Origin of the sequence: Sphingobacterium sp. UBA7038, assembly GCF_002494055.1 — a bacterium.
Lineage (GTDB): Bacteria > Bacteroidota > Bacteroidia > Sphingobacteriales > Sphingobacteriaceae > Sphingobacterium > Sphingobacterium multivorum.
Genome location: NZ_DLAV01000029.1, coordinates 26,421 through 39,263, shown reverse-complemented (window position 1 = coordinate 39,263; position 12,843 = coordinate 26,421). Strand labels below are relative to the sequence as shown.

Genomic DNA, 12,843 nt, shown 5'->3' with positions numbered 1-12,843 from the left:
AAATTATGACAACGAGCATCGCAACAATAGACGAATATATCAATCAATTTGACGGGGAGAAAAAAGAATATCTGATCAAGGTGAGACAGCTTATCGCTGGCCTAGTCCCTCCCGATGCAGAAGAAACGATCTCCTATCAAATGCCTACTTTCAGATACAAGGGTAATATCATCCATTTTGCGATGAACAAAAACCATTTGGGCCTATATCCAGGACCTGCTGCTATCGAGCACTTCATTACAGAACTCAAAAATTTTAAAACCACAAAAGGGGCAATACAAATTCCTTTGGATCAACCGATTCCAACACAAATAATTACCGATATTGTCAATTTTAATATTGATAAACTTAAAGACAAACAAGGCCCCAATTGGTACCAAAGCCGAGGGAACTGGCAGGAGGCTGAAGAACTCATGCAAGAGATCATCCAGCAAACTTCCTTGAAAAAGGAATTCAAATGGGGGAGCTATATCTATACGCATAAAGGGAAAAATGTTATTGGTTGGGGCGGCTTTAAAAATTTCTTCTCCCTCTGGTTTTATAATGGTGTATTCTTAACCGATCGGGATAAACATCTCATTAGTGCCTCCGAAGGAAAAACGAAAGCATTACGACAATGGCGCTTTGAAGACGTTAAGGATATGAATGCCGAAAAAATAGCCGCATATATCCAAGAATCCATCCAAACCATTAACGAGGGAAAAGAGCTCAAGCCAACTAAATCTCCAATGAAGGCCCCTGCTGGTCTATTATTGGAAGCACTGCAGACGGATCCGACCTTCGCAGAAAGTTTCCAGGCTTTAACACCAGGAAAACAGAAAGAATACATCGAGTACATCGATGAGGCCAAGCAAGAAAAAACGAAACAATCCCGTATTGAAAAAATTAAACCGTTGGTCCTCGCTAAAAAAGGCCTGAACGACAAATACAAATAGGTGAACGCTAAAACAAAAAAAGATGAATAATTCAATTATCCCATCCATTTGGTTCGATCAAAACGCGCAGGAAGCCTTTGATCTTTACGCTGGTACCTTCCCTGAAAGCCATATTAGCAACAACTCTCCCATCGTTGTTGAAGCTGTCCTAAGCGGTGTGAAATTTATTGGAATAAATGGAGGTCCTACATTCAAACCCAACCCATCCATATCATTTATGGTCATTTGCGAAAGCAAAGAGGAAATTGATCGTATCTGGAATTCACTTGCTGTGGAAGGTAACACCTTAATGCCTTTAAACTCCTACCCTTGGAGCCCTTACTACGGCTGGCTGGCCGACAAGTTTGGGGTAAATTGGCAATTATACCTCGGTAAACTGAGCGATACCAACCAACAGGCAATTGTACCTACGCTAATGTATTGCGGAGAGCAACAAGGAAATTGCGAACAGGCACTAGCATTTTATGCAGAATTATTTCATGATTTTCGAAGCAACGGGATCATGAAATACACAGAAGGTGAGTATACCGGATCAATCCAACATACCCAATTTTTAGTCCGGGATTTTACACTCATGGCAATGGATAGCGGAGTTCCACAAAATTTCACTTTTAACGAAGGCATTTCACTCACTATTCTATGTAAAGATCAGCAGGAAATTGATTATTTCTGGAATACGATCACGAAGAAAGGCAAAGAGAGCATGTGTGGCTGGTGCAAAGACGAATTCGGTGTAAGCTGGCAGATCGTACCCGAACAAATTGCAACATTACTAAAGCGACCAGGGGCAAATGAAGCGCTCATGAGAATGAAAAAGATCATTATTCAGGAGCTCATTGGATAATTTCAAAATAAATCTCAAGCTGAGGGGAACAGCTTTTAAAATAGTATTAAGAAAAAAGGGGATGAATAATCCCCTTTTTATGCTTTCACTTGCAAAGCCAGAGCGTATAATTTCATTTGCTTAATCATGGATAGCAAGCCATTTGCCCGAGTTGGTGACAAATGTTCTTTCAGCCCTATTTTATCCACAAAATATAAATCGGCATCAACAATCTCCTTGGCGGTATGTCCAGATAGTACTTTGACCATTAAACTCACCAAGCCTTTTGTGATAATTGCATCGCTATCTGCCGTAAAATACACTTTTCCATCCTTTATTTCCGGAAAAAGCCATACTTTGGACTGACATCCTTTGATGATATATTCATCTGTTTTGTATTGTTCATCAATTAGAGGCACTTCTTTTCCCAGCTGGATGATGTACTCATATTTTTCCATCCAATCCGTAAAGAAAGCAAAATCCTCAATTAATTCATCCTGTATTTCATTAATGGTCATACCTATTTTTTATTAAACCAACATATTGACCGCGCGTTGGATACCGGCGACCAAAATATCTATTTCCTCTTTTGTATTATATACGGCTAAAGAAGCACGAATAGTTCCCGGAATACCGAACCTATCCATGACAGGTTGGGCACAATGATGGCCTGTACGTACAGCGATCCCCAATTTATCCAAGATCACACCAACGTCGTAAGGATGCGTGCCATCAATTACAAATGAAATAACGGAACATTTCTGCTCGGCCGTTCCAATAAACCGCATGCCCGGAATTTCAGCCAACTTCTCCGTAGCGTATTGCAACAAATCATGTTCGTAGGCCTCGATATTTTCCAGACCTATTGAATTGATATAATCGATGGCCTCGTTCAAACAGATACCGGCTTCAATATTAGGCGTACCCGCCTCAAATTTAAAAGGCAATTCATTATAGGTCGTTTTTTCAAAAGTAACCTCTTTAATCATATCTCCACCACCTTGATAAGGTGGCATCGCGTTCAATAGCTCTTCTTTGCCATATAACACTCCTACACCTGTAGGACCGTACATTTTATGTCCTGAAAATACCAGAAAATCTACATCCAGCTTTTGAACATCAATCTGTATATGTTGAACAGCCTGCGCAGCATCGACTAAAACAACAGCACCATGCCCATGAGCAATTGAAATCATCTCACGCACAGGATTGATTGTCCCAAGGGAGTTTGAAACATAGGTTACTGCAACTAATTTGGTTCTCTCATTAAACAAATTGCTGTAGGCATCAATATCAAGCTCACCTTTATCATTCATCGGAATGACGCGAATTTTACAGCCCTTTTCATCACAGAGCATCTGCCAAGGCACAATATTGGAATGGTGTTCCATTGCAGAGATAATGATCTCATCTCCCGCATGAATGAAAGCTCTTCCGTAACAGGTTGCAATGAGATTGATCCCATCTGTCGTTCCTTTCGTGATAATGATTTCCTTATCTTCAGCAGCATTGATAAAAGCCTGAACTTTTTTTCGGGTTACCTCAAAGGCGTCCGTCGATATCTGACTAAGATAATGTACGCCCCGATGCACATTACTATTCATATCTGTATAATAATGTACAATCGAATTGATAACACAACTCGGCTTCTGTGTAGTCGCGCCGTTATCCAAATAAACCAGTGGTTTACCATTCACCTCTCTCTTCAGAATCGGGAAATCGGCTCGTATTTTATCTATATTAAATTTTTCCAACGTCTTCTAAATAATTTATACAAAGTTAATAGTATTTTATCGAATACGGGGTGGCCAATCTGTTTTTTATGTCATTATCAATATCGGTTTTATAAGGTATCCTCAGCCAAAAAAGTAATTTTTGGCATTTTAAACAATTATAGTTAGCTTTTATAATTTATTGATGCTATTTAGTTACCTTTGTAATGATATGCAAGAATTACCTCTAAATTTACCAGAAGGCTCACGTAAAGAAGTGATGACCTATTTGGAACCGTTCATGCTCAATGAGATGAGCGAATACCTGAAGCCTGTTGAAGAGATGTGGCAACCTGCCGATTTTCTTCCAGATTCTTCTAGGGACACTTTTTTTGAGGAAGTAAAAGAGTTGCAGGAAAATGCAAAAGAGCTCTCTTATGATTTGGTCGCAGTATTGGTTGGAGACACCATCACCGAAGAGGCCCTTCCAACGTACGAATCGTGGTTGACCATGGTAGAAGACGTTGACAAAAACGAGCAAGGTGGATGGATGAAATGGGTACGCGCTTGGACGGCTGAAGAAAACCGTCACGGTGACCTATTGAACAAATACCTTTATTTGTCGGGTAGAATAGACATGCGCCAATTTGAAATGTCTACACAATATCTTATTCAAGACGGTTTTGATATTGGTACTGGTGCAGACCCTTACCGGAATTTTATTTATACTTCATTTCAGGAATTAGCGACCAACGTTTCCCATCGTCGTGTATCTGGGCTTTCCAAAAAAAGCGGCGATAAACTTTTGGCAAAAATGTGTGGGGTCATCGCATCTGATGAGGCACGTCATGCTAAAGCTTATATGTCTTTTATTTCAAAAGCAATCACCGTAGACCCGAGTGAAGTCATGATTGCATTTGAGGATATGATGCGTAAAAAAATCGTTATGCCGGCCCAGTTCTTAAGAGAAGCCGGTGAACCCCAAGGAGAGGCATTTGCACATTTCTCGGACGCAGCCCAACGATTGGGAGTATATACTGCTTTGGACTACGTGGATATCTTGAAAGAGCTGAACAGTGAATGGAAAATAGATCAAGTTACTGGCCTGAATGATAAAGGTGAGAAAGCGAGAGATTATCTACTAAAACTACCAGATCGTTTGGCTAGACTGGCTGATCGGATGAAGGTTCCAGAAAAAGATTATAAATTCAAATGGATTTATTAATATAAAAAAAGCTTGATTTAATAATCAAGCTTTTTTTATATTAATAACTTTAATGTTTCAAAGTTGCGCACTTTACTTTACATTCCCCATCAATTTACGTACAACAGGAGATAAGGCTATAAGCACCACACCAGCAATCAAAGAATATAAGCCCAATTGTTTATAACTCTCCGTATAAGTCACCAGTTTATCCGCCAATGAACTTCCTTCCTTAGCTTCAGCCATACTAGCACCAATCAAGCCTGCTACGTATTGACCGTAAGCACTTGCCAAAAACCACATACCCATCATGATACCTTGTAATCTTGCTGGAGACAATTTCGTCATAATGGAAAGACCAATTGGTGATAGACAAAGCTCCCCAACGGTAATCACAAGCAGTGCAAGAGTAAAGACATCCAATGAGGTCATACCATCGTGAGCAAATAAACGCGTAGCAAATAGGACATAATAACCTAATCCCAAGAAAACAAAGCCAAGACCAAACTTAATAATGGTATTTGGCTCAAGTTTACGTTTGCCCAGCCAAATCCAAAAAAGACCAAAAAGAGGTGCTAATGCAATAATAAATAATGCTCCACCTGAATTGTTAACGCCATTTGGATCGAGCGTCATAACGCCCAATAAGGAATCATTCAAATGCTTAGCAGCAAAGATGCTTAAGGAACCGCCACTTTGCTCATATATACCCCAAAAAATAATCGAGAAAAGGATAAACACCAGCGCCGCAATTAATTTATTCCGCTCTTCAGCAGTCACTTTAGACATTTCATAAAAAAGATATAACAGCGTCAATGGGCCGATCGTGTACATAAAATAGTCTGTATACTGCGTTTTTGACACCATGATCTGAATAATAGGGATAAAAATCAACGTGGCAATATATACGGCATATTCTACCCATTTCGGTAATGCTTTCGTCTTTACTATGGCCTCAGGATCCCCAGGTTGAAGTCCAATTGGTCCTAAATGCCTTTTGGTAAAGTGAAAATTCACTAAACTAACCAACATGCCTACCGCCGCCAAACCAAAAGCAACATTCCAGCGATGTCCCTCAGAAATAATTGACGTCAGCATATATCCTTTACCGATCGCAACACAGATATATCCGCCTAAGAATGCGCCTAAATTTATTCCCGCATAAAACAAGGAAAAGCCGCCATCACGACGAACATCACCTTTTTTATACAGCTCGCCTACCATCGTCGATATGTTGGGTTTAAAGAAACCCGTACCTATAATGATAAATGATAAACCAAAAAAGAAATATTTATGTGGATCTGCTGCAAGAAATAAGCTTCCTACGATCATCAATAAGCCACCCCAGAATAAAGACTTTCTGAAACCAAGAATTTTGTCTGCAAACAGCCCTCCTATGAATGTAAACGCATATACAAATGCTTGTGTCGCTCCATACTGTAAATTGGCATCCTTTTCAGCAAAGTTTAGCTGTGTGATCATAAAGAACACCAACATCCCGCGCATACCATAGAAACAGAATCTTTCCCACATCTCGGAAAAAAACAAACTCCAGATTTGCTTTGGGTACTTCCCGTCAAAATTTTGAATCTCTTCTAGCGATTCCCTTGTACTAACCTCCATACTAATTTATATTAATCAAAAAAGCTTCTTTCGCAAAAGAAGCTTATATATTTGTTATTTAATTCCGTGCATCAATCGTTTAATCAATGGATTAAACAGCATTACTAACAGGCCTGCTAAGGCAGGAATTGCTGTAAATAAGAAGAAGAAATAACTCAAGGAGTGCTCCTCTTGAATTGTTTCCACTTGTCCTCCTAATACCGCTGCAACCTTCTGTGCAATAGCAATCGCCAAATACCATATTCCAAACATAAATGCGAGCATGCGAGCCGGCACCAATTTGGATACGTAAGAAAGACCTACCGGTGAAATAAATAATTCGCCCAATGTATGGAACAAATAGGTCAGCACCAAAAATACCATCGAGATTTTAGCCCCTTGGCTTATCCCCATAGATCCCAACCCGATAATAAAAAATCCTATCGCAACCAAAATCAAACCAAAGCCATATTTAAAGGCTGCCGATGGGTTATATTTGGACTCCCAAATTTTGGATACCGAGGAGGCAAGTGCAATGATAAAAAATGAGTTTAGGATCGAAAACCAGGAGACTTTAATTTCTGATGCTTCTTTATTGAATTCATTGTACAACATCCAGATTACTGCTCCCCAGATCAACCCAAAACAGATAAACAATACGATATTTGAAATGGCAATTTTGTTCCAGGTTACTTTTGCCAATTTAATCAGAACCCAAGAGATAATCGAAAGCGGTACAATCGTCAATAAACCATTTACCACATTAAAGGTCGTCAATGCAGCACCAGTAAGTGATCTATCAATATTATCTCTAGCCACAAGAACCAACGAAGTTGCCCCCTGCTCAAAGCTCATAAAAAAGAAGACCAAGAAAAACGCTAGCAACACGACCGCAAACATCCGATCCCTTACAACCTTATCATAACGCAAAATCCGTGTCACAATAAGATATATGAAGAGAATTAACGCCACAATGACCATAATATATTGACCTCTAAGAAACGGTGTATCCAAACCAGAAAACACATCAACAATACCATTCTTAGACAAAGGGTCATTGAAAGCATATACGAAACCGATAATAGAAACTATCGCGATCAATACATAATCCCGTATGGTAAATGGATTTCTGGTATCGGTATCCTCAGCGATAACTTTATGTTCCCCAGAGGTAGATTTAGTTAATACACCAAGATTTCCCATGAGCGGTTTTGCGAAAACAAACTGCAGTGTTCCCAAAAGCATAAAGATACCAGCCAAGCCGAATCCCCAATGCCAACCATACGTTTCGGCTATATATCCACATAGCATCATGCCAAAGAAAGCACCAGCATTGACCCCCATGTAGAATATGGTATAAGCTCCATCTTTTTTCTCTGGTAGATCTTTATACATTTCACCTAAGATAGAAGGCATATTGGGTTTGAAAAAACCTGTTCCAATAACTAAACAGATCAAACCCAGAAAAAACATAATGGAAGTATCAAAGGCCATGGCAGCATGTCCAAGCGTCATAATCGCCGAACCGATGATCACAGCTTTCCGTGATCCAATATATTTATCCGCTATAATCCCTCCTAGAATAGGAGTTAAATAGAGCATCATGGCATAGGTTCCATAAAGTGCTCCCGCTTGTTGTGCAGTCCAGGACCATCCCGAGAAAGGACTACCTTGAATAACTGCAGCAGTTAAAAACTGCATTAAGAGTACACGCATCCCGTAGAACGAAAAACGTTCCCACATTTCAGTAAAGAAAAGGACAAAGAGTCCTGAACGCTGTCCCAATACATTTGACTTAAAAAAATCAGTCGACGGGCTATTCGTTATATCCCCGTTTAATCTCCCCATAAATAATCAACCTTTATTTTTTGATAAAATACTTACAAAGAAACAAAAACAAAATCACTTTTGACCAAAATAAAGTTGCATAAACAAAAAAAGGCAACCCATTTGGATTGCCTTTTCGGTAACATTTTTAATATGCCTTATCTTTTGTGCAATTGCTCATAAAGATCAATAACCTTTTTCTGCAATTCAATTACTTCGCCATCGCGTTGTTGTAATTTTTGCGTCAAAGCATTCACCTCGTTTACATATTCTTTATCTTCTTCAGAATCTGAAGTAGATAAAAGTTGAACAACTGTCAAATTGAATAATTTTGAGATTTGATTCAGGCGAGACAAATTCACATCTGTAATCCCTGTTTCAATTTTAGAAAATGCTGGGATTGAGATATCCAATCGTTTTGCAACATCCTCTTGACTCCACCCCTTTTGGTGTCTAAGTAATCTGATTTTTTTTCCTAATGCATTCATCTGGTAGATATTTTAAACAAAAATAATAAATTACAATTTAATTTACATTAAATTATAATTTTTTCTCTAAAAATCTCTAAAAAACCGATCAGCGAGCACAGACAAATTAACCCCATTATAATTATTTAAACTCATAAGAAGTAAATTGTAACCTTTTGATTTGACACCATCTAAAAATGAATAGAGCCCATCCAAACTCACAACAACCTCTAAATCAGGGTTATTAAAATTATTCTTAATATTATTGGGGACACTTTCGATATCTTTATTAAGTTCTTTACAGGAATTTATATTCACGTAGACCACAGAGACATCCGACTCTTTCATTGAGTTTGCATATTGTAACAAAAACGATGAATCTAAACTATCATACGAGTTTAATTCGATAATTGTAACCAATTTCTGATTAGGAAATTGCTCTTTCACGGCGTGAATACTTGACTTCACTTTATCCGCATTACAGGCATAATCCTGATAAACCACAGATCCTTCCGAGCTTGCAACAAACTCTAAATAACGAATCGAAGTATTAAAACTTTTTATGGCCTCAAAGAACTCTTTCTTTTTGATCCCCAACCATTCGCAGATCGTATACGCCCCAGCAATATTAGATAGGTTGTGCTTACCAAACACTTGCAATGGAACGTCGCCATCCGGTGTATTGATGTAAGTCACCCCCTTATTAATTGTATAATCAGGAATCTTATAGCCATGTCTATTGATCTTACAATCTTTTGTATCTTGAAGAACCTTCTGTAACACAACATCTTCCTTATTATAAATTAAGGTACCTTTAGGCGGAATTGAGTCAATAAAATCTTCAAATTGTTTAATATATTCCTCTTGAGATATTTTCGAGTTAAACTCATTCCATACAATACCCGAAATTAACGCTATATTCGGTTTATAATACAAAAATTTGGACTTCGGATCAATCTTAGATGAAACATATTCATCTCCTTCGATAATAATAATCTTATTATGCTTAGTAATATCGACCAACTTATCAAAGCCTCTTAATTGAGCTCCTACCAAATAGTCAAATTCTTTTCCTAGAAATCGCATAACATGCATCACCATGCTCGTTATGGTTGTCTTACCGTAACTTCCAGCGATAACCACCCGGATTTTATCCTGCGAAAGCTCTTGTATAAATTCTGGAAAAGAATAAATTTTAAGACCTAATTCCTGGGCCCGCTTTAATTCAGGATTATCTGCCTGGGCATGAGCGCCCAAGATCACAGCATCAATATCCTCCGTCACTTTTTCTTCAAACCACCCCAATTGATTAGGAAGCAATCCTGCTTCAATCAAATGAGAACGGGAGGGCTCTACGATCTGATCGTCAGAACCGGTCACTTGATGCCCTTGTTTTGCCAATGAAATAGCAAGGTTATGCATCACACTACCACCTATTGCTATAAAATGAATCCGCATAGCTAAATTATCGCTTCACAAACTTGGCTGCACACCAATTATTTAAAACTTTATTGGAGATAAACTCAAAACCCAATGTGGTCGCCGCATCGCTTAAGATTGCTAAATCTTCCTGCTCATAGAAACCACTTAGGTACAGCTCACCCCCTGTACGAATGCTCAAGGCATACTGAGGTAATTGTTCTAAAAGAATGTTACGGTTAATATTTGCCAAAATCACATCAAAGACCCGACCGTCCAAAACTTCGTAAGATCCACAGAGCGCTTCGATATGCTCAACATGATTGAGTGCCCTATTTTCGATTACACTTTCAACACATATCTCATCATAATCCACAGCCAATACAGCTTTCGCGCCTTTTTTTGATGCTAAAATGGCCAGTATCCCTGTACCGCAGCCCATGTCCAAAACCTGCTTGCCCATAAAATCATTCTCCAAAATATACTGAAGCATCATCGAAGTTGTTTGATGATGGCCGGTGCCAAAAGACATCTTCGGATCTATAATGATTTCATAGGGAAACTCAGGTTTGGCCTCATGAAAAGTTGCACGCACATAGCATTGCCCTCCTACCTCTATTGGGTTGAAATTGCTTTCCCACAATTTATTCCAATTCTGATTTTCTATTTCCTGTATCTTATAATCGACCTCCAGGCCTTCATAAGGTTGAAGCATCAGTGTTTCTAATGCTTGCAAGTCAAGATTTGCAGCTGAAATATAAGCTGCAAATCCAGATTCGGTATCCTCAAAAGTATCAAAGCCAATATCAGCCAAATCAGATATCAACAAATCCTTCTGCCATTCTTCACCTGATCGCATTTGAAAGATAACCTCTACGTATTTCATTTCTAAAAATTAGCCGTTAAATACTTTAGCGATATCAATAAAATCTCTCGATTTTAAAGAAGCACCTCCAATCAAACCACCATCGATGTCGGCTTGAGCAAACAAATCTTTTGCATTACCTGGATTACAAGACCCTCCATATAGAATACTTGTATTATCAGCAATCTCCTGACCATATTGATCAGCTAACACCTCACGAATAAATTTATGAACCTCCTGTGCTTGCTCAGGGCTAGCTGTCAAGCCAGTACCAATTGCCCAAACTGGTTCATATGCCAACACCACAGCTGCAAAAGCTTCTTTAGACAAGTGGAACAATCCATCTGTCAATTGTGTTTTGATCACATCAAAGAAAGCTCCAGATTCGCGTTCCTCTCTTGTTTCTCCAATACAGAATATTGGGGTTAAATCATGCTTTAATGCAATATCCACTTTAGATGCCAACAATGCATCAGTTTCACCAAAATAAGCACGTCTTTCAGAGTGACCTAAAATAACATGTGAAGCACCTACTGATTTTACTTGTGAAGCCGAAATCTCACCTGTATAAGCACCCGACTCCGCTTGGTGAATATTCTGAGCACCAATATTTACATTCGCGACATTTTTAGACAGTTGCCCAAGACTTGACAAATGAATAAATGGACTACAAACAACCAATTCCTGGTTTCCAATCACTTCATCTTTGGCCATATTGATAATTTCAGAAAACAAGCTCAATCCTGATTGATAGTCTAAATTCATTTTCCAATTACCAGCTACGATTTTTTTACGCATGATTTTACGATTTAATTATATTTTTTGTTAAGTTGATTCAATTTATCTTTAATCTGCTCCGTGAGCTCTTCCCCTTTTGATGCATACAGCGTCTCCAGATATGCCATAAACTTATCAAATTCATAAGTCTGAGCACCTCCGTCAAACACCCAAGCAAATGACGGTACAAATTTAGCATAAAAACTTGTATCTGCTAGCATGCTTGCAATTCCAATTACTGTTCCTGTATTTAAAGCCGAATTGATGCCAAGGCGAGTATAGTCTCCAATAAAGGCACCGCATTTTAAAAGACCTGTATCCCGAACACTATCTAATGCATAATCGTAAATTGAAACAGTCTTTAAGTTATTCTTCAAATTGGAATTAGAGGTACCAGCTCCTAAATTACACCAATCTCCTATTACCGAGCACCCTAGATAACCATGATGCCCCTTGGCCGAAAAATCACCAATGACCGAATTCCCGATCTCTCCCCCAATAACACTCTGCTTCCCTACCGAAACATTCCCATAAATCGTAGCGCCCATTTTTACAACGGCTCCTTTACCAAGATATAATGGACCACGCAAATGCGCGCCCTCCATAATTGTAACATCTTCATCGATATATATGGGACCTTGTAGGGTATTGAGCGTAGCACATTCCATGCTAACACGATCAGCCACATAAAGATCATTACCTAACAATTGATTTGTTCCAGATATACTGAACGACTGAACACCTTGTACCAGATGATTGAAATCATGTGTTATTTCAGTCCCTGTGAGCAAAAATAGATCTTCTATCCCTTTTAATAGATCAATGGATATATCAACCTCTTGCACACGATAAGAGTCTATATGTGTATAACAACAAGCTAAAACGTATCCGTCCTGTACAAGGACCTCTCCGACACGCAATCGCTGTAGAAGCTGTAATAAGGCTACTGACGGAATAACGTTCTCAGACACCCATATAAGCCCCTCCTTATCCGCATCGTTGGCAACATAGTGTACATCAAATTTTAAAGCTAATTTTGCCCATTTCTCCCGTAAAGTCAGTATACCAACCCGAAGGTCCAAACAAGATTTCACGAAAGTAAATGGATAAAGACTCTTTCTATCAAAAGTAGTTAATGGGGTGCTAAGCTTATCCAACAATTGGATCGAATCAAAGCAATCTGTAAAGAAGATTTTCACAAATTAAAAATAA

Annotated in this window: 12 protein-coding genes; 3 read left to right on the top strand and 9 right to left on the bottom strand. The window is 38.7% G+C overall.

Going from position 1 to position 12,843, the window contains the following annotated elements; all coding sequences use genetic code 11:
- Window positions 1–5: 5 nt before the first annotated feature.
- Together B3H30_RS18815 and B3H30_RS18810 are read left to right on the top strand one after the other, a co-directional pair.
- Window positions 6–935, top strand: coding sequence for a DUF1801 domain-containing protein (locus B3H30_RS18815; protein WP_286834774.1), 930 nt, complete (start codon window positions 6–8; stop codon window positions 933–935).
- 22 nt (window positions 936–957) lie between these two features.
- Complete coding sequence (locus B3H30_RS18810) at window positions 958–1,779, top strand: VOC family protein (protein WP_286834773.1); 822 nt, start codon at window positions 958–960, stop codon at window positions 1,777–1,779.
- Window positions 1,780–1,856: 77 nt separating this feature from the next.
- Here B3H30_RS18810 and B3H30_RS18805 read toward each other — a convergent pair whose 3' ends face one another.
- A complete protein-coding gene (locus B3H30_RS18805; protein WP_070566085.1) occupies window positions 1,857–2,276 on the bottom strand; it encodes a SufE family protein in 420 nt (139 codons plus the stop codon).
- 12 nt (window positions 2,277–2,288) lie between these two features.
- Window positions 2,289–3,512 (bottom strand): cysteine desulfurase, encoded by a 1,224-nt coding sequence (locus tag B3H30_RS18800; RefSeq protein ID WP_286834772.1) that lies wholly within the window; start codon window positions 3,510–3,512, stop codon window positions 2,289–2,291.
- A 190-nt stretch (window positions 3,513–3,702) separates the two neighbouring features.
- Between B3H30_RS18800 and B3H30_RS18795 the strand changes: the two genes are divergently transcribed.
- Window positions 3,703–4,695, top strand: coding sequence for an acyl-ACP desaturase (locus B3H30_RS18795; protein ID WP_286834771.1), 993 nt, complete (start codon window positions 3,703–3,705; stop codon window positions 4,693–4,695).
- A 72-nt stretch (window positions 4,696–4,767) separates the two neighbouring features.
- Here the strand turns inward: B3H30_RS18795 and B3H30_RS18790 are convergent, their stop codons facing one another.
- The 7 genes from B3H30_RS18790 to B3H30_RS18760 form a co-directional block, all read right to left on the bottom strand.
- A complete protein-coding gene (locus tag B3H30_RS18790; protein ID WP_070566091.1) occupies window positions 4,768–6,297 on the bottom strand; it encodes a peptide MFS transporter in 1,530 nt (509 codons plus the stop codon).
- A gap of 54 nt (window positions 6,298–6,351) precedes the next feature.
- Window positions 6,352–8,124, bottom strand: a complete 1,773-nt coding sequence (locus B3H30_RS18785) for a peptide MFS transporter (RefSeq protein ID WP_112375595.1) — start codon at window positions 8,122–8,124, stop codon at window positions 6,352–6,354.
- Window positions 8,125–8,261: 137 nt separating this feature from the next.
- Complete coding sequence (locus B3H30_RS18780) at window positions 8,262–8,591, bottom strand: helix-turn-helix domain-containing protein (protein WP_070566095.1); 330 nt, start codon at window positions 8,589–8,591, stop codon at window positions 8,262–8,264.
- A 66-nt stretch (window positions 8,592–8,657) separates the two neighbouring features.
- Window positions 8,658–10,028 (bottom strand): Mur ligase domain-containing protein, encoded by a 1,371-nt coding sequence (locus tag B3H30_RS18775; protein WP_070566097.1) that lies wholly within the window; start codon window positions 10,026–10,028, stop codon window positions 8,658–8,660.
- A gap of 7 nt (window positions 10,029–10,035) precedes the next feature.
- Entirely contained in the window at window positions 10,036–10,875 is an 840-nt protein-coding gene (prmA, locus tag B3H30_RS18770; protein ID WP_112375594.1) for a 50S ribosomal protein L11 methyltransferase, read from the bottom strand.
- 9 nt (window positions 10,876–10,884) lie between these two features.
- The gene (tpiA, locus tag B3H30_RS18765) at window positions 10,885–11,652 is read right to left on the bottom strand and encodes a triose-phosphate isomerase (protein ID WP_070566100.1); all 768 of its coding nucleotides are present in this window, start codon (window positions 11,650–11,652) and stop codon (window positions 10,885–10,887) included.
- An 11-nt stretch (window positions 11,653–11,663) separates the two neighbouring features.
- Window positions 11,664–12,830: a putative sugar nucleotidyl transferase gene (locus B3H30_RS18760; RefSeq protein ID WP_286834770.1), complete on the bottom strand. Its 1,167-nt coding sequence runs from the start codon at window positions 12,828–12,830 to the stop codon at window positions 11,664–11,666.
- Window positions 12,831–12,843 lie beyond the last annotated feature (13 nt).